Origin of the sequence: Amycolatopsis plumensis, assembly GCF_042652605.1 — a bacterium.
Lineage (GTDB): Bacteria > Actinomycetota > Actinomycetes > Mycobacteriales > Pseudonocardiaceae > Amycolatopsis > Amycolatopsis plumensis.
On the sequence record NZ_JBHSJY010000001.1, the window covers coordinates 1,587,164 to 1,608,623 of the forward strand.

26 protein-coding genes are annotated in these 21,460 nt (G+C 71.4%); 9 read left to right on the forward strand and 17 right to left on the reverse strand.

Annotation, left to right across the window (positions count from 1 at the left end; all coding sequences use genetic code 11):
- Positions 1 to 5: 5 nt before the first annotated feature.
- The 5 genes from ACFPLC_RS07135 to ACFPLC_RS07155 form a co-directional block, all read right to left on the reverse strand.
- On the reverse strand, positions 6 to 1,184 hold the full coding sequence (locus tag ACFPLC_RS07135) for a lytic transglycosylase domain-containing protein (protein ID WP_378202990.1): 1,179 nt from the start codon (positions 1,182 to 1,184) through the stop codon (positions 6 to 8).
- A gap of 140 nt (positions 1,185 to 1,324) precedes the next feature.
- On the reverse strand, positions 1,325 to 1,834 hold the full coding sequence (locus tag ACFPLC_RS07140; protein ID WP_378202987.1) for a DUF501 domain-containing protein: 510 nt from the start codon (positions 1,832 to 1,834) through the stop codon (positions 1,325 to 1,327).
- A 116-nt stretch (positions 1,835 to 1,950) separates the two neighbouring features.
- Positions 1,951 to 2,313, reverse strand: coding sequence for an FtsB family cell division protein (locus ACFPLC_RS07145; protein ID WP_191316124.1), 363 nt, complete (start codon positions 2,311 to 2,313; stop codon positions 1,951 to 1,953).
- 251 nt (positions 2,314 to 2,564) lie between these two features.
- Positions 2,565 to 3,851: a phosphopyruvate hydratase gene (gene eno, locus ACFPLC_RS07150; RefSeq protein ID WP_378195493.1), complete on the reverse strand. Its 1,287-nt coding sequence runs from the start codon at positions 3,849 to 3,851 to the stop codon at positions 2,565 to 2,567.
- A 64-nt stretch (positions 3,852 to 3,915) separates the two neighbouring features.
- Positions 3,916 to 4,377: a VOC family protein gene (locus tag ACFPLC_RS07155; RefSeq protein ID WP_191307265.1), complete on the reverse strand. Its 462-nt coding sequence runs from the start codon at positions 4,375 to 4,377 to the stop codon at positions 3,916 to 3,918.
- Between the two features lie 72 nt (positions 4,378 to 4,449).
- On the opposite strand from ACFPLC_RS07155, the gene ACFPLC_RS07160 reads away from it, so the two are divergent.
- The gene (locus tag ACFPLC_RS07160) at positions 4,450 to 4,854 is read left to right on the forward strand and encodes a tetratricopeptide repeat protein (RefSeq protein WP_091318052.1); all 405 of its coding nucleotides are present in this window, start codon (positions 4,450 to 4,452) and stop codon (positions 4,852 to 4,854) included.
- A 188-nt stretch (positions 4,855 to 5,042) separates the two neighbouring features.
- On the opposite strand, the gene ACFPLC_RS07165 is transcribed toward ACFPLC_RS07160, so the two are convergent.
- On the reverse strand, positions 5,043 to 5,585 hold the full coding sequence (locus ACFPLC_RS07165) for a TetR/AcrR family transcriptional regulator (RefSeq protein ID WP_378195496.1): 543 nt from the start codon (positions 5,583 to 5,585) through the stop codon (positions 5,043 to 5,045).
- A 68-nt stretch (positions 5,586 to 5,653) separates the two neighbouring features.
- Here ACFPLC_RS07165 and ACFPLC_RS07170 point away from each other — a divergent pair, with 68 nt between their 5' ends.
- Positions 5,654 to 5,968, forward strand: coding sequence for an antibiotic biosynthesis monooxygenase family protein (locus tag ACFPLC_RS07170; RefSeq protein WP_378195499.1), 315 nt, complete (start codon positions 5,654 to 5,656; stop codon positions 5,966 to 5,968).
- Here ACFPLC_RS07170 and ACFPLC_RS07175 read toward each other — a convergent pair.
- Positions 5,958 to 6,704, reverse strand: a complete 747-nt coding sequence (locus ACFPLC_RS07175; RefSeq protein WP_378195979.1) for a lysozyme family protein — start codon at positions 6,702 to 6,704, stop codon at positions 5,958 to 5,960. The genes ACFPLC_RS07170 and ACFPLC_RS07175 overlap by 11 nt on opposite strands.
- 366 nt (positions 6,705 to 7,070) lie before the next feature.
- Between ACFPLC_RS07175 and efeU the strand changes: the two genes are divergently transcribed.
- Genes efeU through ACFPLC_RS07205 form a run of 6 tightly spaced genes read left to right on the forward strand, consistent with a single transcriptional unit; the run spans position 7,071 to position 12,490 of the window.
- Positions 7,071 to 7,916, forward strand: a complete 846-nt coding sequence (gene efeU / locus ACFPLC_RS07180; protein ID WP_378195503.1) for an iron uptake transporter permease EfeU — start codon at positions 7,071 to 7,073, stop codon at positions 7,914 to 7,916.
- Positions 7,913 to 9,049: an iron uptake system protein EfeO gene (efeO, locus tag ACFPLC_RS07185; RefSeq protein ID WP_378195506.1), complete on the forward strand. Its 1,137-nt coding sequence runs from the start codon at positions 7,913 to 7,915 to the stop codon at positions 9,047 to 9,049. Before efeU ends, efeO begins: the two co-directional genes overlap by 4 nt.
- Positions 9,046 to 10,305: an iron uptake transporter deferrochelatase/peroxidase subunit gene (gene efeB / locus ACFPLC_RS07190; protein ID WP_378195509.1), complete on the forward strand. Its 1,260-nt coding sequence runs from the start codon at positions 9,046 to 9,048 to the stop codon at positions 10,303 to 10,305. The genes efeO and efeB overlap by 4 nt, the downstream gene beginning before the upstream one ends.
- Positions 10,306 to 10,362: 57 nt before the next feature.
- Positions 10,363 to 10,932: a TetR/AcrR family transcriptional regulator gene (locus tag ACFPLC_RS07195; RefSeq protein ID WP_378195512.1), complete on the forward strand. Its 570-nt coding sequence runs from the start codon at positions 10,363 to 10,365 to the stop codon at positions 10,930 to 10,932.
- Complete coding sequence (locus ACFPLC_RS07200) at positions 10,929 to 12,062, forward strand: GDSL-type esterase/lipase family protein (protein WP_378195515.1); 1,134 nt, start codon at positions 10,929 to 10,931, stop codon at positions 12,060 to 12,062. The genes ACFPLC_RS07195 and ACFPLC_RS07200 overlap by 4 nt, the downstream gene beginning before the upstream one ends.
- 17 nt (positions 12,063 to 12,079) lie before the next feature.
- Entirely contained in the window at positions 12,080 to 12,490 is a 411-nt protein-coding gene (locus ACFPLC_RS07205) for a PPOX class F420-dependent oxidoreductase (RefSeq protein ID WP_378195518.1), read from the forward strand.
- Between the two features lie 51 nt (positions 12,491 to 12,541).
- On the opposite strand, the gene ACFPLC_RS07210 is transcribed toward ACFPLC_RS07205, so the two are convergent.
- From ACFPLC_RS07210 to ACFPLC_RS07245, 8 genes are all read right to left on the reverse strand, one after another.
- The gene (locus tag ACFPLC_RS07210) at positions 12,542 to 13,774 is read right to left on the reverse strand and encodes an HNH endonuclease signature motif containing protein (RefSeq protein WP_378195521.1); all 1,233 of its coding nucleotides are present in this window, start codon (positions 13,772 to 13,774) and stop codon (positions 12,542 to 12,544) included.
- Positions 13,775 to 13,857: 83 nt separating this feature from the next.
- Entirely contained in the window at positions 13,858 to 14,421 is a 564-nt protein-coding gene (locus ACFPLC_RS07215) for a hypothetical protein (protein ID WP_378195524.1), read from the reverse strand.
- The gene (locus tag ACFPLC_RS07220) at positions 14,418 to 15,770 is read right to left on the reverse strand and encodes a hypothetical protein (RefSeq protein WP_378195525.1); all 1,353 of its coding nucleotides are present in this window, start codon (positions 15,768 to 15,770) and stop codon (positions 14,418 to 14,420) included. Before ACFPLC_RS07220 ends, ACFPLC_RS07215 begins: the two co-directional genes overlap by 4 nt.
- Positions 15,770 to 16,573, reverse strand: coding sequence for an ABC transporter ATP-binding protein (locus ACFPLC_RS07225; RefSeq protein WP_378195528.1), 804 nt, complete (start codon positions 16,571 to 16,573; stop codon positions 15,770 to 15,772). The genes ACFPLC_RS07220 and ACFPLC_RS07225 overlap by 1 nt, the downstream gene beginning before the upstream one ends.
- 11 nt (positions 16,574 to 16,584) lie before the next feature.
- Positions 16,585 to 17,400, reverse strand: coding sequence for a zf-HC2 domain-containing protein (locus ACFPLC_RS07230; protein WP_378195531.1), 816 nt, complete (start codon positions 17,398 to 17,400; stop codon positions 16,585 to 16,587).
- Entirely contained in the window at positions 17,397 to 17,948 is a 552-nt protein-coding gene (locus ACFPLC_RS07235) for an RNA polymerase sigma factor (RefSeq protein ID WP_378195534.1), read from the reverse strand. Before ACFPLC_RS07235 ends, ACFPLC_RS07230 begins: the two co-directional genes overlap by 4 nt.
- Positions 17,949 to 18,002: 54 nt before the next feature.
- The gene (locus tag ACFPLC_RS07240; RefSeq protein WP_378195537.1) at positions 18,003 to 18,935 is read right to left on the reverse strand and encodes a nucleoside triphosphate pyrophosphohydrolase; all 933 of its coding nucleotides are present in this window, start codon (positions 18,933 to 18,935) and stop codon (positions 18,003 to 18,005) included.
- Entirely contained in the window at positions 18,932 to 19,993 is a 1,062-nt protein-coding gene (locus ACFPLC_RS07245; RefSeq protein ID WP_378195541.1) for a SurA N-terminal domain-containing protein, read from the reverse strand. Before ACFPLC_RS07245 ends, ACFPLC_RS07240 begins: the two co-directional genes overlap by 4 nt.
- An 85-nt stretch (positions 19,994 to 20,078) precedes the next feature.
- On the opposite strand from ACFPLC_RS07245, the gene ACFPLC_RS07250 reads away from it, so the two are divergent.
- A complete protein-coding gene (locus ACFPLC_RS07250; RefSeq protein WP_191307230.1) occupies positions 20,079 to 20,486 on the forward strand; it encodes a hypothetical protein in 408 nt (135 codons plus the stop codon).
- Here ACFPLC_RS07250 and ACFPLC_RS07255 read toward each other — a convergent pair.
- Complete coding sequence (locus ACFPLC_RS07255; RefSeq protein ID WP_378195544.1) at positions 20,470 to 20,631, reverse strand: DUF397 domain-containing protein; 162 nt, start codon at positions 20,629 to 20,631, stop codon at positions 20,470 to 20,472. The genes ACFPLC_RS07250 and ACFPLC_RS07255 overlap by 17 nt on opposite strands.
- Entirely contained in the window at positions 20,621 to 21,460 is an 840-nt protein-coding gene (locus tag ACFPLC_RS07260) for a helix-turn-helix domain-containing protein (protein ID WP_378195547.1), read from the reverse strand. The genes ACFPLC_RS07255 and ACFPLC_RS07260 overlap by 11 nt, the downstream gene beginning before the upstream one ends.

A 21,460-nucleotide genomic window follows, 5' to 3' on the forward strand; every position in this document is an offset into this window, starting at 1 on the left:
TCACCCTAACCGGCCGGTGTCGACGTCCCCACGGTCGTGGTCGTGGTGGTGGTCGTGACCGAGGTGACGACCTGCCCGCAGGTGGGATCCGGCGGGGCCTTCGTCGGCGGGGTCGTGCTGGATTCTCCGGTCACGGTCGTCGTCGGCGGGGTGGTCGTCGTGCTGATGACCGTGGTCGTGGTGGGTGTCGTCGTCGGCGGCTTCGTGCAGGTTTCCGACGCGGTGGTGGTCGGGGTCGTGGCCGGCGGCGCCGACGTCTCGGTCGACGGCGGTGCCGTGGACGTCGTCGTCGGGACCGGCGGGGGCGGGACCGACGGCGGCGCGGGCAGGGCCGCCGCGTTCGGGGCGCCGACCGGCACCGTGCTGTCCGGCACCTGCATGATCCCGTTGCGGTAGGCGTCCGCCCACAGGATCACCGTGTTCACGTACGTGTCCGAGTTGTTGTACCGGTAGATCGCCCCGCGCAGCTGGTCCGGCTTCGCCAGGTCGAACCCGCCGGAGCACAGGTACCGGCCGGTGGCCAGGGCCGCGTCGAAGAGGTTGTTCGGGTCGGCCTTGCCGTCGCCGTTGCCGTCGGAGGCGTAGCCCTTCCACGTCCCCGGGATGAACTGGGTCGGGCCGACCGCGCGGTCCCACACCGGGTCCGTGTCGAGCAGGCCCTGGTCGGTGTCCGGGATCGCGGCGAACCCGCCCTGGCCGTTGAGCTGCGGGCCGAGGATGGGCTCGCGGGTGGTCCCGTTCGCGTCGACGTACCCGCCGCGCGCGTGGTTGGACTCGATCCGGCCGATGCTGGCGATCAGCGCCCAGTCGATGTGGCACGCGGGCTGCTCGCGGCCGAGGATGTCCGCGGCGTTCTTGTACGCGGCGAGCGCGGTGGCCGGGATGCCGAGCGGCCCGTCGGGGAGCTCGTAGGCCGGGAGGGGCAGCGGGCTGGGCGCGCCGGGGAGGGTGCCGTCGACGGCGATCTGCTGGAGGGCGGCGTGCCCGGGGTCGTAGCCCTGGGCGAGCGCGGCGTCGCGGGTGTGCTCGCCGGTCCCGCCGAGCCAGCCGAGGGTGCCGCCGCCGGCGACCAGCGCCGGGACCACGGCCAGGATGCCGGTGATCAGCGGGTACGCGGTGCGGTGCCGGATCCCGAACCTCCGGGCGTAGCTCCCGGCTGCGTCTGGCAGCCGCCGCACACGCATGCTCAGAGCCCTCCTGGCCGGATCGGTCACCACTCTCGGGAGACAGCCTGCCGCACCCGCGGCGGAGTTTCAGCCCATCGAGAGACGCGATCGAGGTTTTCGCTCACCCAGACCAGTTATCTGTTCACAACGCGCGAGTGTTACGCGGCGCAGTCCCCCGTGGGCCACCCGTTGGCCTTAAGCAGGGCCAGCGTCTCGTCACCGAACGGATTCACGCCGGGGCCGACGGCGAGGGAGTGGGCGACGTGCACGTGCAGGCACTTGACGCGGCCCGGCATGCCCCCGGCGGTGACCTGGTGGCCCAGGGGCTCGATGGCGTCCCGCTCGGCGAGGTAGAGCTCGTGCGTGCGCTGGTACTGGGCGGCGAGCTCGGGATCGGTGGTCAGCCGCTCGGTCATCTCCTTCATGATCCCGGACGCCTCGATGGTGCCGATCATCGAGTTGAGCTTCGGGCAGGTGAGGTAGTAGAGCGTCGGGAACGGCGTGCCGTTTTCGAGCCGCGGGCTGGTCTGCACCACGGACGGGTGCCCGCTCGGGCACCGCGCCGCGATGGCGCGCAGCGCTCGCGGCGGCCGTCCGAGCTGCTCCGCGATGATCTCGCGGTCGGCGTCGGTGACGGGCTCGAACCGGTGCTGCTGCGTGCTGTTCACGCGGTCAAGGTTAGAGCGTGGGCCCCGCCACCCGGCCCGCACCCCAAGGCGCCTCCGGACGCAGTGAATGACTCATTCCTTGCGTGCGACGCCAGGAATGAGTCATTCACTGCGTCTCAGCCGCCCGAGACCTGGTTCCAGAGGTTCTCGTACCAGGAGCTGCCCGCGGCCTGCTGCTGACCGGGCGGCGGCGCCGCGTCCGGGGCCTTGTCCTCCGGCAGCTGGACGATGTACGGCGTCTCGCCCGGCTTGACGTACCGCAGCCGCCGCCGGGCTTCGGCCTCGATCTGCGCCGGGTCGCTCAGCTCCGCCTTGCGGCCCTGGAGCTGAGCGACCTCCTGCTGCAGCTGCGCCTGCTGGGCCTGCTGTTCGCGGACCTCGGTCCGCTGGGAGAGGTACGTGCGCAGGGGCACGGCGATGGTGAACGCCAGCGCGCACACCACGATCGCCACCACCGCCGCGCGGCGGGTGGTGGACATGCCGAGCACCTTCGCCGCCCCCGACGCGCGCTTCGCCGCCAGGCCCCGGCGCAGCCGGGCCCGGGTGGTCTCCGCGTCGCCGGCGCGGCGGCGCGCCGCCGCGCTGCCGTCCGCCGTGCGGGGCGACCGGGATCCCGGGCTCCCCGCGCGGCCCGCGTCGGGGCGGCGGGTCCGCGCGGGTCCACCGACCCGCGCCGAACCGCCGCCACCGCCGCGGCGGCCGCGTGTCCTCCCCCGGTCCGCCATCGGCGTCAGGCCTCGGCGGTGAACCGCGGGAAGGCCAGCTCGCCGGCGTACCGGGCGGCGTCACCGAGGGTCTCCTCGATGCGCAGCAGCTGGTTGTACTTGGCGATCCGCTCGCCGCGGGCCGGGGCACCGGTCTTGATCTGGCCGACGCCGGTGGCGACCGCCAGGTCCGCGATGAACGTGTCCTCGGTCTCGCCCGAGCGGTGGCTCATCATCGACTTGTAGCCGAACGACGTGGCCAGCGAGATCGCGTCGAGCGTCTCGGACAGGGTGCCGATCTGGTTGACCTTCACCAGCAGCGCGTTGGCGGCGCGGCGGGTGATGCCCTCCTCCAGGCGGTCCGGGTTGGTGACGAACAGGTCGTCGCCGACGATCTGGACCTTGTCGCCGACGTCGGCGGTCAGGGTGACCCAGCCGTCCCAGTCGTCCTCGCTCAGCGGGTCCTCGATCGACACCAGCGGGTAGTTCGCCAGCAGCTCGGCGTAGTAGGCCGACATCTGCTCGGCGCTCTTCTTCGCGCCTTCGAAGGTGTACACGCCGTCGGCGAAGAACTCCGTCGCGGCGACGTCGAGGGCCAGCGCGACGTCACGGCCCGGGGTGTACCCGGCCTTCTCGATGGCCTGGACGATCAGGTCGAGCGCCTCGCGGTTGTTGCCGAGGTTCGGCGCGAAGCCGCCCTCGTCGCCGAGGCCGGTGGCCAGGCCGCGGCCCTTCAGCACCGACTTCAGCGAGTGGTAGACCTCGGTACCCCAGCGCAGGGCCTCGCGGAAGGTCTCCGCGCCGATCGGCGCGATCATGAACTCCTGCACGTCGACGTTGCTGTCCGCGTGCGAACCGCCGTTGAGGATGTTCAGCATCGGCACCGGCAGCACGTGCGCGTTCGGGCCGCCCAGGTAGCGGAACAGCTCCAGCTCGGCCGACTCGGCGGCGGCCTTCGCGACGGCCAGCGAGACGCCGAGGATGGCGTTCGCGCCGAGGCGGGACTTCGCCGGCGTGCCGTCGAGGTCGACCAGCTTCTGGTCGACGATCCGCTGGTCGACGGCCTCGATGCCGACCATCTCCGGCCCGATCTCGTCGAGCACCGCGGCGACCGCGCGCTCGACGCCCTTGCCGTTGTAGCGGCCGGTGTCGCCGTCACGCAGCTCGACCGCTTCGTGCTCACCGGTCGACGCCCCCGACGGGACCGCGGCCCGCGCCAGGGTGCCGTCGTCGAGAGCCACCTCCACCTCGACGGTCGGGTTGCCGCGCGAGTCCAGAATCTCGCGCGCGCCTACCTGCTCGATGAGAGCCACGCCATGCTCCTCGGTGAATCGTGCCTGCCTGCGGTTTCGTGCCCAGCCTAGCCGTCTCGGGAGTTCACCCGTTGGAGGACTCACCGCCCGCGCGGACCTCCTGCCAGCCGGGCGGCAGCTCGACGACCTCCGACGTCTGCTGCCAGAACGTCCAGCTGTTGCCGCCGAGATCGGCGACGGTGAACACCCGGGCACCGTAGGGCTGGTCCTGCGGCGGCTCCAGCTCGCACTCGTCACCCAGGGCGGCCTCGACCCGCGCGTACGTTTCGTCCACGTCGTCGACGTAGACGATGTTGAGCTGGCCGACCGGCCCGTCGACGCCCTTGGCCTGCCAATAGTCCGGGCCGACGCCCGCGAGCTGGATCCGCGCCTCGCCCGCGCGCAGCGTCGCCTGGAACACCTCGCCGGCGCCGTCGCAGAACCGGACCTCCTCGGTGAAGCCGAAGACCCTGGTCAGCCAGGCGAGCGCCGCCGTGGCGTCGGAGTAGTAGAGGTAGGGCGCCAGGCCCCGGTACCCGCTGCTCATGGCGGCACAGTCCATCACGTCCCGTTCGGAGGCGTGTGCATCCCCCTCTCCACGGGTAACGTGGGAGCGACCATGACGGACGCCGCAGCTGCTTCGCAGCCTCCCGAGGAGTCGCGGTTCCATGCCTTCCGCCAGGCCGAAGACCTGGTCGGCCGCCGTCGTCCGCTCGACGCGCTGAAGGCGCTGCAGCCCCTGCTCGAATCCGAAACGGACAAACCGTCGGTGCACCTGCTGGCCGGGCGCGCGTACTTCCACTCCGCCCAGTTGCGGCGCGCCGAAGAGGCGTTCACCCGGGTGCTGGAGCTGGATCCGACGGACCACTACGCGCGGTTCATCCTGGGCCGCACGCTGCAGCGCCTCGGCCGGTTCGTCGAAGCGCTGGCGCAGATGCGGATGGCCTCGGCGATGAACCCGGTGCCGGAGTACCTCGAGGCGATCAGCGAGGTCAAGGCGCACATCGCGTTGCGCGAGCCCTGAGGCGGCCAGGGCCGAACGGCCCGGGTGACCTCAGCCGTTCGGCCGACCGAGCGGGGCCCCTCGACCGATGTGCCGCACCCCCTTGCCCGGCGAAGCTGGTTCCAGACCGAAACCGGGAGGAACCACGATGTCGATCTTCGCCACGCTGGGCGCGTACGCCGGGCTGCTGCTGCTCGTGCTGATGGCCGTCACGCCGTTCGTCGCCGACCGCGAGCTGTGAACCCGTCGAGCAGCAGATCCGCGACCTGCTCGCCGGGCGCGCCGGAGGTGCGCAGCGTGCCGACGATGGCCTGCGGAAGCAGCTGGGCCGGGAGATCCGCCCGCAGGACACCGAGGTCCTGACCGCGCCGGACCAGCCCGAGGACGGCCCGCTGCAGCGCCCGTCCCGCCGGCGACGCGAGCGGCCGGACGTCGTGCTCGGCGACGAGCAGCGGGTACCGTCGCGCGATCGCGGCCATCTCGACGATCAGCACGCGCAGGCCGGCGACCGGATCTTCCACCGGGTGCGCCGGGATGGCCTCGCGCGCTTCCACCGCGGCGACGTCGAAGATCGCCCGGCGCAGCGCGTCGCGTCCGGGGTATCGCCGGTAGACGGTCAGCCGGACGACCCCGGCTTCGTCGGCGATGCGCTGGATCGTCGCGCGCGGGTCATCGGCCAGCACCCGTGCGGCCGCGCGGAGGATGCGTTCGTCATTGGCCCGCGCGTCCGCGCGGCGAGGGTGAGCGGCCATCGGTCAAGTGTTACACCTGCGGCACATTTCCGGCTCTAGCCTCGACGGCAAGCCGAAAGGAGCCCATCGTGCACCTCATCCCGGCCGGCGACGGCCTGCTCGCGATCAACGTCTTCACCGTCCGCCCGGAGAACCAGCAGGCCCTGATCGACTGCATCCGCGGAGCCGGCGATCCGGCCGGCCTGCCCGGTCTCCTCTCGATGCACCTGCTGCGCAGCCACGACGGCACGCGCGTGATCAACCAGATGCGCTGGACCGGTGAAGCGGCACTTCGCGCGGCCACGCGGGAAAACGCGGCGATCGCCGCGACCGTGCGGCGGGTCGGCGAACTCGTCGAGGGCGCCGGGCCCGACCGCTACGACGTCCTCACCCTCAAGGGCTGACGCTCGCCTCCGCGTAGGCGTCCGCCGCGCTGAAGACGTCCTGGCCGTACGCCAGGGCCTGGTTGTAGAACAGGATCGCCCGCCACCAACCCCCCGGGGTGCCCAGGTCGTCGCCGCCGGAACACAGGAACCGGGCCGCCGTGAAGGCCGCGTCGTCGATGTTCTGCGGGTCCGGAGCGCCGCCGTCGCCGTTCGCGCGCTCCTGATACTTCTTCCACGTCGACGGCAGGAACTGCATCGGGCCGATCAGGTGGTCCCACGACTTGTCGCCGTCGAGCTTGCCGCCGTCGGAATCGTGCACCGCCGGGACGCCCGGTGAGCCGTCCAGCGGCGGGCCGACCACCGGCTTCACCACCCGGCCGTCCGCGCCGATCGCCGCGAGGTCGAATTTGCCGCGCTCGTTCTCGACGCGGCCGATGCCCGCGAGCGTCGCCCACGAGAGGTGGCACGTCGGTTTCTGGCGCTGCATCCACATCTCCGCGCGCCCGTACGCCGCCAGCACGCGCGCCGGGACGTGCGTCTTGCCCGCGACGCGGGTCGCCCACGCGTCCAGCTCGGCCTGGTCGGACACCTGCGGCCGGTCGACCGGCGCGGCGAGCCCGGCCCGCGGCGCTTCGGCGCCGGGCTGCGGGCGCTGTTCGGGGATGGCCAGCGCCGGCTGGACCGGCGGAGACGCGGCCGGCGCGTCCGGATTTTCGACACCGATGGTGACGACGAGGATCACGCCGGTGAGCACGAGCCCCAGCGCGAGGGCGATCCGGCCGACGTACCGCCGGGGCGGCCCGCCCGGGGGCGACGACGGAGGCGTGACGGTCGGCTGAGCGGTATCGGCCACTCGAACAGGTTACGGACGCACTCAAGAGGGTCCCCCGGACGACTGACCAGGCAAGAGGAGGGTAAACCCGGGCCCGCTGCCTGCGAAATCACAGAATTCGTTATGGAGTCGACGCGCAAGCCCCTGACCTGCGGTTACCCTAACCTAACTTCCAGTCTGCGTCCCATTTGTCCGGTTGCCTCGTTTCCAGCAGGCAGCCGTGCGCTGGACTTACAGGTGAGCCTTACCTAAAACCATCACGGAAGCAGAACTCAGGGAGGCGGACCGGTGTTGTTCTCGAGCGCGCTGATCGGGCTGCGCGAAGGCCTGGAAGCCGCGCTGGTCGTCAGCATCCTGGTGGCCTTCCTCGTCAAGACCGAGCGGCGGCACGCGCTGCGGTGGGTCTGGCCGGGCGTCGGCGCCGCGGTGCTGCTGTCGGTCGCGGTCGGCGCGATCCTCACCTACACGACCGCCCAGCTGTCCTTCGAGCACCAGGAGCTGCTCGGCGGCAGCCTGTCGATCGTCGCCGTCGTGTTCGTCACCGCGATGATCTTCTGGATGCGCAAGGCCGCCAAGAGCATCGCGGCCGAGCTGCGCGGGAAGATGGACGACGCGCTGAACGTCGGCCCGGCGGCCGTGCTGCTGCTGTCGTTCCTCGCGGTCGGCCGCGAAGGGCTCGAGACCGCGGTGTTCTTCTACTCGACCGTCCAGGCCGCGCAGTCGGACACCGTGCAGCCGCTGATCGGCTTCGCCATCGGCATCGCCGCCGCCGTCGTGCTCGCCTGGCTGCTCTACCGGGGCGCGGTGCGGTTCAACCTGACCAAGTTCTTCACGATCACCGGCGTCCTGCTGGTCTTCGTCGCCGCGGGCGTGCTCGGCTACGGCCTCCACGACCTGCAGGAAGCCGCCTTCCTCCCCGGCATCGACACGCTCGCCTTCGACGCCTCGGCCACGCTGCCCGAGACGTCCTGGTACGGCGCGCTGCTGAAGGGCATCTTCAACTACTCGCAGCAGACGACCGTGCTGCAGGCCATCGCCTGGGTCGCCTACGTCGCCGTCGTGCTGCCCCTCTTCCTCAAGCCCAGCAAGAAGACCGCGCCGGCGCCCGCCGCCGCGGCCGCCTCGAAGGAGTGACCGTGCGCAAGACCCCCTCGCTGGCCGTACTGGCCGGTGCCGCCATGCTGGTGACGCTGGCCGCGTGCGACAGCAAGAGCCAGCCCGCGGCGGCCGGCGGCCCGATCAAGGTCGCCGCGTCCGACACCGCGTGCGAGGTCTCCGCGACCACGGCGAACGCGGGCAACCTGACCTTCGAGATCACCAACAAGGGCACCAAGGTCACCGAGTTCTACCTCTACGCCGAGGGCGACCGGATCATGGGCGAGGTCGAGAACATCGCGCCCGGGCTGAACCGACGGCTGATCGTCGAGGTCGCCGACGCCGGCAAGTACCAGACCGCGTGCAAGCCCGGCATGGCCGGCAACGGCATCCGCGGCGACTTCACCGTCACCGGCGGCGTCGCGAAGCAGAACGACGCAGATGCGCAGAAGGCGCAGGCGACCAAGAGCTACGCGGACTACATCGCCAACAACACCTCCGCGCTGCAGGACGAGACGGCGAAGTTCGCCGACCTCGTGAAGGCCGGGAAGGTCGACGAGGCGAAGGCCGCGTACGCGCGCACCCGCGTCTACTACGAGCGCATCGAGCCGGTCGCCGAGAAGTTCGGCGACCTCGACCCGGCCATCGACGTCCGCGAGGCCGACCTCGAGCCCAACCAGCAGTTCACCGGCTTCCACCGGCTCGAAAAGGACCTGTTCCAGACCGGCCTGCAGCCCGACAGCGCCCAGATCGCCGACAAGCTCGTGACCGACGTCAAGGATCTGGTCGCCAAGACCAAGACGCTCGAACTGTCCGCTTTGGACCTCGCGAACGGCGCCAAGGGCCTGCTCGACGAGGTCGCGACCGGCAAGATCACCGGCGAGGAAGAGGCCTTCTCGCACACCGACCTCTGGGACTTCCAGGCCAATGTGGACGGTTCGAAGGGCGCGATCACGTCGCTGCGGCCGGTCCTGCAGGCCAAGGACCCCGCGCTGGTGGCCACCCTGGACAAGGAATTCGCGAACGTCCAGGGCCTGCTCGACAAGCAGCGCGCCGGCGACGGTTTCAAGCTGTACACCGAGCTTTCCCAGGACCAGGTCAAGGAGTTCGCCTCGGCCGTCGACGCGCTGAGCGAACCGCTGAGCAAGGTTGCGGAGGTCGTGTCGAAGTGACGTCCACCGAGGGCACGCGCGTCTCGCGGCGGAAGCTCTTCGGCCTGGCGGGCGCGGGTGTCGCGCTCGCCGGGGCCGGGGCCGCCGCCGGCATCGGGATCGACAAGGCGACGAGCGGCAACGCCGAGGCGTCGACGAACACCGTCGACTTCCACGGCGAGCACCAGGCCGGGATCGTCACCCCCGCGCAGGCCAACCTGCACTTCGCGGCCCTCGACGTCACGACGAAGGACCGCGAGAAGCTGCGGGCCCTGCTCAAGACGTGGACCGACGCGGCCCGCCGGATGACGGCGGGCCAGGAGGTCGTCGCGAACGGCGCGGTGGGCAGCGGCGCGTACGCCCCGCCCGGCGACACCGGCGAGGCGCTCGACCTGCCGCCGTCGAACCTGACGCTGACCATCGGGTTCGGGCCGTCGCTGTTCGACGACCGGTTCGGCCTCGCCGGCAAGCGCCCGCCGCAGCTGATCGACCTGCCGCTGTTCCCGAAGGACAAGCTCGACCCGGCCCGCAGCGGCGGCGACCTGTGCATCCAGGCCTGCGCGGACGACCCGCAGGTGGCCGTGCACGCGGTCCGCAACCTGGTGCGGCTCGGCTTCGGCGTCACCGAGGTCCGCTGGTCGCAGCTCGGCTTCGGCCGCAGCTCGTCGACGTCGCGGGCGCAGGCGACGCCCCGGAACCTGTTCGGCTTCAAGGACGGCACGAACAACATCAAGTCCGAGGAACCCGACGTGCTGCGCGACCAGGTCTGGGCCGAGCCCGGCGACGGGCAGGCCTGGATGGCCGGCGGCTCGTACCTGGTGGCGCGCCGGATCCGGATGCACATCGAGACGTGGGACCGCGAGACCCTCGACGGCCAGGAGAAGATCATCGGCCGCACGAAGGGCACCGGCGCCCCGCTGGGCCAGACCGCGGAGTTCGACGAGCTGGACCTCGACGTCGGCGGCGCGGGCGGCGAGAAGCTGATCCCGGAGGACGCCCACGTCCGGCTCGCCTCGCACCAGGCGTTGAACGGCATCCGGATCCTGCGGCGGGGGTACAACTTCGTCGACGGTTCCGACGGCGTCGGGCACTTGGAGGCCGGGCTGTTCTTCCTGGCGTTCAACCGCGACACCCGCAAGCAGTACGTGCCGATGCAGCAGGCGCTGTCGTCGAAGGACGCGATGATGGAGTACGTCCAGCACACCGGTTCCGCGCACTTCGCGATCCCGCCGGGCGTGACCCGCGAGTCCAGCTGGGCGGACGCGCTGTTCTCCTGATTTGCCTAAAGCCTTTAGGTTGACCTAGCCTGACTTTAGGCAACCGGGAGAAGGCTGATGGTTCGGGCGGGATTGACGACGGAACGCGTGGTGCGGGCCGGTGCGGAGCTGGCCGACGAGGCCGGCTTCGACCACCTGACCCCGTCGGAGCTGGCGCGGCGGCTCGGCGTCCAGGTCGCCAGCCTGTATTCGCACGTCAAGAACGCCCACGACCTGCGGACGAAGGTCGCGCTGCTGGCGCTGGACGAGCTCGCCGACCGGGCCGCCGCCGCACTGGCGGGCCGGGCCGGGCGGGACGCGCTCGTCGCCTTCGCCGACGTCTACCGCGACTACGCCCGCGAGCACCCCGGCCGGTACGCCGCCGCGCAGCTGCGGCTCGACCCGGAGACCGCCGCCGCGAGCGCCGGTCCCCGGCACGCCGAGATGATGCGCGCGATCCTGCGCGGCTACGACCTGACCGGGCCGGACGAGACCCACGCCGTGCGGCTGCTGGGCAGCGTCTTCCACGGGTTCGTCAGCCTCGAAACCCAGGGCGGGTTCGACCACAGCTCGCCCGCCGCGCCCGAGAGCTGGGTGCGCATCCTCGCCGCTCTCGATTCCCTTCTGCGTGATTGGCCACGGTCGTGATCGACATCCCCCTGACCGCGGAGCTCGTCCGCGGCGCCCTCGAACTCGAACGCACCGAGCGCGGCCTGGTGCCCCACCGGCTCCCGGCTCGCGCGCGGGCGCAGAACAGCGACCCGCGGCTCGCCATGGCCGAGGCGCAGCCCGCGGGCGTCCGGCTGCGGTTCCGGACCCGGGCCGACGTCGTCGAGCTGGAGACGCTGCGGACCAAGCAGGTATACGCCGGCGCTCCGCCGCGGCCGGACGGCGTGTACGACCTGCTGGTCGACGGTGCGCTGACCGCACAGGCGAGCGTGTCCGGTGGCAACACCCTGGACGTCGACATGGTGACCGGGGCGTCCTCGCTCACCGCGGGTTCTCCCGGGGTCGTCCGGTTCGCGGGGCTCGGCGGGCAGCTCAAGGACGTCCAGATCTGGTTGCCGCACAACGAGCTCACCGAGCTCGTCGCCCTGCGCGCCGACGCGCCGGTCGAGGCGGTGCCCGCCGGCCGGGTGTGGCTGCACCACGGCAGCTCGATCAGCCAGGGCTCGAACGCGGCGAGCCCCGCGACGACGTGGCCCGCGCTCGCCGCCACCGCGGCCGGCGTCGACCTGGTGAACCTCGGCTTCAGCGGCCAAGCACTGCTCGACCCGTTCACCGCGCGGGCGCTGCGGGACACGCACGCCGACCTGATCAGCGTCAAGCTGGGGATCAACGTGGTCAACGCGGACCTGATGCGCCTGCGCGCGTTCGGGCCCGCGGTGCACGGGTTCCTCGACACGATCCGCGACGGGCACCCGGACACCCCGCTCGTGGTCGTCTCGCCGCTCTATTGCCCGATCCACGAGCAGACACCGGGGCCGGGCGACTTCGACCACGAGGCGCTGGCCCGCGGCGAAGTGCGGTTCGTCGCGACCGGCCTGCCGGGTCCGGGCAAGCTGACGCTGGAGGTCATCCGGGACGAGCTGGCCCGGATCACTGCCCAGCGGCAAGCGTCGGACCCGCACTTGAGTTACCTCGACGGCCGGTCGCTCTACGGCCCGGAGGACTTCGCGGAGCTGCCGTTGCCGGACGACCTCCACCCGAGCCCGGCGGCCCACCGCCGGATCGGGGCGAGGTTCGCCTCGCTGGTGCTTGACTTCAAGGGAGCTTGAAGTTGGAGGCTGCGGGCATGTTCACCGAAGCAGAGCTCGCCTACCTCACCGACTACCCGCTGGGCCGCCTGGCCACGCAGCAGCCGAACAGTACTCTCCAGGTCAACCCGGTCGGCTTCCGCTACAACCCGGACGAGAAGACCATCGACATCACCGGGCACAACCTGCGCAACAGCAAGAAGTTCCGCAACATCGCGACGCACGACCGCGTGGCGTTCGTCGTCGACGACGTGCGGTCGACGAACCCGTGGCGGGTGCGGTGCCTGGAGATCCGCGGGCGGGCCGAGGCCCTGGTGGGGGTGAACCTGCCGGACAACCACTTCGACGACGCGGTGATCCGCATCCACCCGGAGCGGATCCTGGCCTTCGGTGTCGAGGATTGGGACCGGGAGCCGCTGGAGCTGGAGACGAACATCCGCAACGTCTGAAGGCACGAGGGTGTGGGCCCGCAGCCGTTGCAGCTGCGGGCCTTCCCGTGCTCAGGCTGCGAAGGGCAGTGGTTCGTGGAGGTTGTTGCGCCGGGGTTTTCGGCGGCGGTCGATGAACTCTGGTGGGAGGAATTCCGGTAGGCCGTCGGCGGCGATGCGGACTTCCCATCCCGAGCGGTGCAGCAACCGGTGGTGGTGAGCGCACATCAGCACCAGATTGCTCAGGTCGGTGGGGCCGCCGTCGGCCCAGTGGCGGATGTGGTGACCCTGACAGTGCCGGGGTGGCCGATGGCAGCCCGGGAACGCGCAACCCCGGTCCCGCAGGAACAACGCCCGCCGCAACCCAGCGGAAATCAGGCGGCGCAGGCGGCCGAGGTTCAGAGGTTCGCTCTTCGCGCCGAGGACTGCGGGGATGATCATGGCGTCGCAGGCGTGTACCCGGGCTTCGGCGGCCGAGAGGGTGCCGGTGTCGCCGAGGGTGGCTGTGCCGACGCCGGTCTTCAGGTCGTCGAGGGAGACCGCGACCATGACGTGGGCTCGTTCCCCGGCCTGCATCGGCAGCTCCGGAGAATTCAACGCGAGATCGATCGCGTCGGAGAAGGCATCCCCGTAGCGCTGGGGCAGTGTGCGCAAGTCCGGGCCCTCATCACCGGTCCGGCGCTCGGCCAGAGCATCCAGCAGAGCGCTGGCGCGGGTGCCGGTCTCGTCATCGAACCTGCCGCTCAATTCCCAGACCCCGGATCTCTTGCGCCGCAGGAACAGTTCTCGGGTCGGCGCGGCGGGTTCGGTGTCGGTGGGTTCGGAACCGTCGGGGTTGAGGTGGGCGAGGATCCGGGCGCCGAGGGCGGCCACCTGCTTGTGCCCGGCTTCCTCGGCAAAAGCCAGCAGGTTGGCCTCGGCGCTTTCCCGGTGCTCACAGGGAACATCAGCGAGCACACCCGTGATCACATCGATCATCGGGTTGCTCAACTGCCCAGCGCGGGCAGCGGCTCCGGTGGCGGGTGCCAAAGCGGGGATGGGACTGCCATCAAGGTTGCGGCCCGGGTTCAGCAAACGGGCGCGCTTCACCAACCGTTCAGCAGCAGCCTTGGGGATATCGGCCAGATGTTCCAGCAATCGAGAGACAGAGCGATACCCGAACACCTCCATCACCCCACGCTGCTCAATCTCCACCAGCAACGCCCCAAGCCCCGCCTCGGCCGACCGCATACACGCGACAAACTCGCCGATACGGTCGGCAAAAGCCATCGCCTCGGAGGAACAGAAAGTCGCGTCGCTGGTCATACCTCCAAGCTACCGAGATTCGAACACATGTCATCACTCGATCAGGTAAGTCCACATGCGACTGTCCGGACTGCGGAACAGCCCTAACGGCGGCCGCCCCGGAAGGTGTAGGCCGCCGCTCCGGCCACGGCCAGGACCCCGGCCGTCCAGGTGGCCGCGGGGGTCTCCGGGGGTTGCAGCAGCCACGCCACGATTCGGTTCGCCGTGGTGTCTTCGTGCGGGACGAACGGGCTGATCGCGCACCACAACAGCGGCAGCGTCCAGCCGAACTGGCCGCCGCCGACCGTGGCCGCGAGGCCCGCCAAGCCCAGGAGGCCCGCCGCGTCGCGGGCGATGATCGACCACGCCACCGTTGACGTACCCAGCTCCTGGACCGCCAGCACCGCTCCCCCGGCCGCGAGGCCGATCAACGCCAGGTGGGCGAACCGGCGGATCGGCCAAGGCAGCGCCGCCGCCCGGTCGAGGTCGGGGTCCTGGCCGCTGAGGCCGATCGCCGCCACCGCGACGCCCGCGGTCAGCGTCAGCATGACCGGCAGCGTCGACCACGAGTCACGCGCCAGAAACCACAGGCCGGCCGTCGCCACCAGCAAAGCCGTGAACGCCGCCGGGACCTGGCGCGACCGCGCGTAGAGGGCCGCCCACCTCATCGCATGGCTCCCGGGACCAGCGCCTCCATCGGGTCGCTCCGGCAGGTGGAGAGCACCTCGCGCAGCGCGACGATCCGGGCGAGCTGGACCTCCGGCGGCAAGGCGCGGAACTTCGCCCACGCCTGCTCGACCGGGCCGTCTTGGACGACGACCCACCGCGCTCCGAACTCGGGTAACGGCTTCAGCTCACCGGTGAAGTACGCCGCGCCGATCATCCGGGCGCCCCAGTCGGTCAGGCTGCCGCGGTTCGGCGGGTCGCACGAGGGCAGCCCGGCGCCGGCCAGCACCGCGAGCTTCAGGTCGTCGGCACCCGCCCTGAGCAGGACGTCGTTGCGCTGGAAGTCCAGGTAGACGACACCGGGATCGCGGGGAACGGGTTCGGTGAACGAGTTCGGCGCGATCTGCTCCTCGACCCGGGTCGGTGCGCCGGGCACCTTCGCCAGCATCGCCAGCGCCTCGCGGCCCGGCCCGGCCAGCGCGGCCAGCCTGTCGTCGTGCGCCCGGCTGACGCAGATCGGCCCGTCGCAGATCTTCCGGGCGGCGACGCTGTCGGGGGCCAGGAGCCCGCCGGCGGACGCCGGGAAGACCGACACGGCGATCGCGGCCCCGGCCACCACCGGGAGCAGACCGAGGAGCCGCGCCCGCGCGGACTTCGCCGCCAGCAACAGGAATCCGGTGACGGCGAGGCCGGCGAACCACACCGCCTGCCCCAGGTCCACCGAAGCCGCCGTCGTCACCAGCGCACCCCGCGGCTGCCCCAGCGCCGGTCCCAGCAACCCGAACCGGCTGTAGGGCCCCAGGTTCCCCGCGAGCGACGTCCAGGCCGTGATCGAACCGGCGAGTGCCACCACGGCCAGCGCGGGCGCGGTCAGCGGGTGCGGCAGCAGCCGCCCGATTCCCAGGCCGAGCCAGGTGCCCGCCACCACGGCGAGCAGGCCGACGAGCACCACCGGCAGGAAGGCCGCGGAGACGAACCCGCCGTGACCGAGCACCTCGGCGAAGCCGACGCCGAACACGACCAGGTACCCGAGCGCGCTCAACGCGCCGACGGCACCGGCCAGGTTCGCGGCCCGGTGCCAGCCCGGGCGGGACGTCGTGGCCAGCAGCTCGACCATGCCGGACCGGCTGTCGCGCATGCCCTGGATGGCTCCCGCGCCGGTCGTGATCGGCCACCCGAACACCAGCAGGAACCGCAGCCACAGCGCGGTGGTCGTGGTTTGCCCGGTCCACGGTGCCGGCGCCTTCCACCACGGGCCGGACAGCAGGAACAGGAACCCGAGCAAGACCGCGACCAGCGCCAGCCCGGCCCAGGGCGCAATCGAGCGCCGCAGTTCGGTGCGCAGGATCATCACCACGCCCCCTTGCCCTGCTCGTGGTTGAGCAGCGCCGAATACCCGCGCTCGATCGGGCTGTCACCCGTGTGGTCGGGGGTGCCCGCGGCCGCCAGTTCGTCCGGCGTCCCCTGGAACACCAGCTTGCCCTCGGCGAACAGGACGACGTCGGAGCACGCCGTCGCCACGTCTTCGACGAGGTGCGTCGAGATCAGCACGCACGAGTCCCGGCCCACCTCCTGCACGAGCTCGCGGAACCGCACCCGCTGCGCCGGGTCGAGCCCGGCGGTCGGCTCGTCGAGCAGCAGGATGTCCGGGTCGTTGACGATCGCCTGCGCGATCCCGACCCGCCGCACCATGCCGCCCGACAGGGTCTTCATCCGGTCGTCCGCGCGGTCGGCGAGCCCCACCCGCTCGATCGCGCGCTGCACCGCACCCGGGATGTCCTCTTTGGACATCTCCTTGAGCCAGGCGATGTACTCGACGAACTCACGGACGGTGAACCGCTTGTAGAACCCGAAGTTCTGCGGCAGGTAGCCGATCCGCCGGCGCAGGCCGCGCTGCCCGGTGTGCCCCCCGACCGGCGCACCGAGCAACGACAACCTGCCCTCCGCCGGCCGGAGCACCGTCGCCAGCGCCCGGATCAGCGTCGTCTTGCCCGCGCCGTTGGGCCCAAGCAGGCCGTGCACCCCCTTGCCGAGCGACAGATCGAGGCCGTCCACGGCCAGTTTCCGCCGTCCCACCCGCACCTTCAGCCCCTCGGCCCGGATCTCCCAGGCGTAGGCCGTTGGCGCGACCTCGGCGGCTCCGACAGCACGCATGTTCTTCCTCCCTAGGTGCGCGCGCCGAGCCGGGTGAACGCGCCCTTGTGCAGGACCACGACCACCGTCGTCAACGCGAAGATCCCCGCCCACACCGGCAGCGCGCCAGTGGTGAGCGCAAACGCCTGGCCCCGCTCGACGAGTGTGGGCAGCACGACGACCGCCACCCACACCGCGATCAGCGCGTACGCCGCCCGGCTGACCCCGACCAGGCCGCCGAGCGCGAGCGTGCCGGTGGTGAAGGCCAGGCTCGGCAGCAGCCAGAGCGCCGGCGCGGTGCCGGTCAGCCACCCGGCGACCGCCAGCACCGGCAGGACGACGGCGAGCACCGCCACCGTCCGCCGGACGATCAGGTAGAGGCCGGCCCGCGGCGTCGCGGTGACGACCTCGTAGGCCGGATCGAGCCCCCGCGCCCACGACGCGGCGACCCCGAGCACCGGCAGCACCGGAGCGAAGAGCTGAACGGCCGCCACGTCGAGCACCGCGTGCCAGACGCCGTCGAGGAGGACGGCGACCAGCGTGACGGCCACGATCATCGCCAGCCACGGCGCCATCGCGGGCGTGACCCAGGTGTCGAGCCACCGGGCCCGGCGCCTGCGCCGCCGCGGGGTGGCCGGCGGGTGGAACGGGCCCGCCGGCAGCAGGACCTCGACCGAAAGCCGGTTCCACACCACGTCCACCACCGGCTGCACCGGCGCCACCTCGGCGAGCCGCGCCCGGCACACCGGGCACGCCTCGAGATGGGCTTCGAGGCCCCACAGCTGATCACCCGGGAGGTCTTCGCCCGCCACATAGGCGGCGATGAGCCGCTCCGGCGCGTGGTTCATGACAGTGCCTCCCGCAGTGCGATCCGCGCCCGGCGCGCGCGGGTCTTGACCGTGCCCTCCGGCAACCCCAGCAGGACGGCCGTTTCCCGAACGGTCAGGCCGTCGAGCACCATCGCCTGCAGCACCGCCCGCAGCTCCGGGGCGAGGTCGCGCAGCGCGGTGCCGACCTCGTCGCCGATCGTCGCCGCCAGCAGTTCGTCTTCGGCCGCGGCCACCGGGGCGGCGTCGAGGGCCACCTCCGGGGGCAGGTGGGCGTGGTGCGCGCGGCGCCGGAACGCGTCGACCAGCCGGCGCGCGGCGATCGTCCACACCCACCCGACCGCGCTGCCGCCGGCCGCGGTCCCCGCGAAGGACGCCGCCGCCCGCCAGACGGCCAGGAACGTCTCCTGCATGACCTCGGCGACGATCTGCTCGTCGGCGCACCGGCGGCGCAGGCGCACGGCGAGCCAGGGCGCCGTGCGGCGGTAGAACTCCTCGAACGCCGCGCGGTCGCCCTTGGCCGTGCGCCGGACGAGGTGTTCCTCGTCGGCGTTCTCCAATGCGCTCACACCAGGCAAGACGCCGAACGAGCCGAACCGGTTCTCACCCGAATGTGTGCTACGTCACATCGGACGCGGGGGCCAGAACTTCCGCCAGCCGTCGGCTTCCAGGGTCGTCGGCTCCAGCCCGGCGTCACGGGCGGCCTGCTCGGCGGCCTGGATGTCCTTCGCGAACTGCTTCGCCAACGCCCTCAGCTCGCCCTCGGCGTCGACGCCCGCCCGGCGCGCGGTGGCCGCGATGCGGAACAGCTGGGCGGCCGCCCCCGTGCCCTCGGGGAACAGGTCGAGCGGGATGCCGGCGCGCCCGGAGCGCTGCCCCAGCTTGCCCGCCAGCGCGACGGCGGGCTGGCCGAGCGCGACGCCGTCCACAATGGAGCGACGTTGCTTCTCGCGCTGCTTCAGCTCTTCCCACTTGAGGTTCTGGTGCTCGACGGTGTGCACTTCGTCGGCGTCGGCGAAGACGTGCGGGTGCCGGCCGACCAGCTTCGCGACGAGCGCCGCGGCGACCTCGTCGATGCCGAACGGGTCGTCCGCGTCCTCGGCCGCGACCCGCGCGTGGAAGAGCACCTGCAGCAGGACGTCGCCGAGCTCTTCGCGCAGCGCCTCGCGATCGCCTTCCTCGATGGCGTCGAGCAGCTCGTAGGTCTCCTCGACCAGGTACTGCCGCAGCGAATCGTGCGTCTGCACCGCGTCCCACGGGCAGCCGCCCGGCGAGCGCAGCCGGTCCATCACCTCGGCGGCCTCGACCAGCGGCGGCACCGGCGTCTCGATGACTTCCGCGCCGGTCGCGATGAGCAGCGACGCGGCGGGCTCGTCCCGGGAGCCGGCGAGCAGCACGACGTCCTTCAGCGAAGGCGCCTCGGTGACGGCCGGGACGCCGAACGCGGCCGGATCGACGTCCGTGGCCGCGTAGACGGCGGGTGACTCACGCAGGATCTTGAGCGCCGCACCGGGCAGCGTCGTCCCGCGGACGACTACGACGACACCCGTGCTCACTGCTTGGCGCTGCCGGACCCACCCGGGGGCAGCACGAGGCCCTCGACGGAATCCTGGTTCGGCACGACGTTCATGCCCACGACGTCCCAGACGCCGTACCGCTTGTTGACCCGGACGCCGAGCTTGTCGAACAGCGGCTGCAGCTGCCGCATGCCGATCGCGGTCTTGGTGGCGGCGTCGAGCTCCGGCACCTCCTCGGTGGCGACGGGCCGGTCGTCCGTGCGCTGCCGGACCACCGCGACGAGCCAGGTGCCCTGCAGCTGCTCGCGCGGGTCGGGGACGGCCGTGACGGTCCCGGCCGGCGAGCCGAAGATCGGCGTGGAGGCGAGGGCACCGGCCTGCGCGGCGGGCACCGCCTCGCCGAGGCCGGTGAGCGGCGGGATGCTGTCGACGTTGTTGCCCGCCGCCTTCGCCTGCTGCCGCGCCTGGGCCTCGTACTGGACGTCGGCGCCGATGCGCTGGGCCGCGGCCGCGGGGTTGGCCGCGAACTGCCGGGCGAGGTCGAGGGCCGCCTTCTTCGCTTCGGGTCCCTGGAGCGTCGAGCCGGTGTTCGGGTCGGGCAAGGTGCCGATGGTCGTGAAGTCGAAAGTGACCGCCAGGTTCGGGATCGCCTTCTCGGCCAGCGCCTGGGCGAGGTAGGTGTCGGTCAGCGACTCCCGGTGGTCACGCGAGCGGGCGACGACCTGGCTGACGGCCTGGGCCTCGTTGCTCGCGTCGGCGGGGACCGGACCGTTGAGGGGGTCTTTGGCCAGCTGGGCGTCGATCTGCCCGTAGTTGGGCTTGATGCCCTGCTTTTCGGCGGCCTGGAGAAGCAGCTCGTGGAGGACGAGCTGGGTGACGGCGGCCCGGCCGACCTCTTCGAGCTTGTGCTCACCGGCGAGCTTCTGCGCGTACGGCTGCTCGCGGACGGCCTTGTTGATCAGATCCTGCACCTGGTCGATGGAGACGGCGTGGTCACCGATGACGGCGGCGGCACCGACCTGGCTGGGGCCCGAGCCGCACCCGGCGAGGAGAAAAGCACCGGCAACGACCGCGACCAGCGCGCGAGGGCGCCCCATGATCCGCATCACAGGCCATACCCTCTCACACCATCGCCCCCGAAACGCAACACCCATGGGGTCCCGGCGGCGGTAATGTCGACTTATGGACCATTGGCTGACCATCGAAGTGTTCGACGGGGAGCAATCGGCTTCGCTGTGGCGCCTGGAACGAGGGGACGCACTCACCGAAGCGGCGCTGACGAACGGCGCTGAGCAGTGGGTTTGGCACGAGCACCGGTGGGGCGTGGTGCTGGAGATCGAGTTTTCGACGGAGGAGCGGCGCGACGCGTTCAGGGGGCTGCCGGTCGTGACGGCGGCACTGGACGCGGTGCCGGACCCGGCGCGCGGGCTGCTGGTGTACCCGGGGCGGGGCGGGGGTGCGGGGTCGCGGATGCCGCGGCACCCCCGGCCGCTGCCGATGGCGGGTGCCGGGGCGGTTCCGGTGCCGGTGGAGTCGGTGCGGATGGGGTTGGCGGAGCCTTTGCCGCCGATGTTCAGCGAAGTCGGGTAAGGAGTTCGCGCCAGGTTGCGGTGGAGGCGGTGAGGATGCCGCCTTCACGGTCTTTGGTGTCCCGGATCAGGACGGGCCGGTCGAGGGCAACCTCGACACAGTCGCCTTGGCTGCTGTAGGTGCTCTTGCGCCACTCAGCGAGCATCTGCTCCTCCGATGAGGTCGGCGATCAATTGCCTTGAGTTTGCCTCATCGAGGGCCCGGGCTTCCAGGCCCCGCAGCACATTCCGGTAAGCCTTGATCTCCTGCGGTTCCTCCAGGTAGAGCGAGGTCATCTCGCTTTCGATACAGACGACCGGCTGGTACGAGCCCGACTCCATCATCTGGAAATGCCCGGCCGATGCGGCATGTCCGCCAAGCCTCGCGGGGACGATCCGGATGGTTGTGTTCTGTTGAGCGGATACCCGCAAGACCTGCCTCAGCTGGCCGGTCATCACTTCGGCAGAGCCGACCGGGAGGAGCAGCACGAATTCGTGCAGGAAGAACCGGAACCGCACGTGCGGTCGAGCGAGGATCGCCTGTCGTGACAGCCGGGCAAAAATGTGCTCATCGAGCTTGTCGGGATCCGGCTGGTTGCCCATCTCGATCGCCAAGTTGCGGGCGTAGTCGCCCGTTTGCAGCAATCCCGGCACCACGTTCGCCTGGAAAACCGCGATGGCATCGGCATGTTCCTCGAGACCGATCAGGGTGCCGATGTTTTCGGAGCGTTCGAGCAGGCCGGGCTTGCGCATCTCGTCGCCCAGGGCCATGAGCTCGTGGTATTCCGCACCTCTGACCCCCAGCACCGTCAAGAGCCGGGCCAGGTTCACCGGGTCCGGGCGGGCTCGGCCGCGGGTCACCGCCGAGACCCACTGTGCGCTCATCTCCAGGCGCCGGGACATTTCCCGGACGCCCCAGCCCTTCTCCGCCATGCGCTGGAGCAGCCGGTCGCCGAGCTGCCGGGCCCGGATGTTCGGCTCGCGATATTCCGCCAT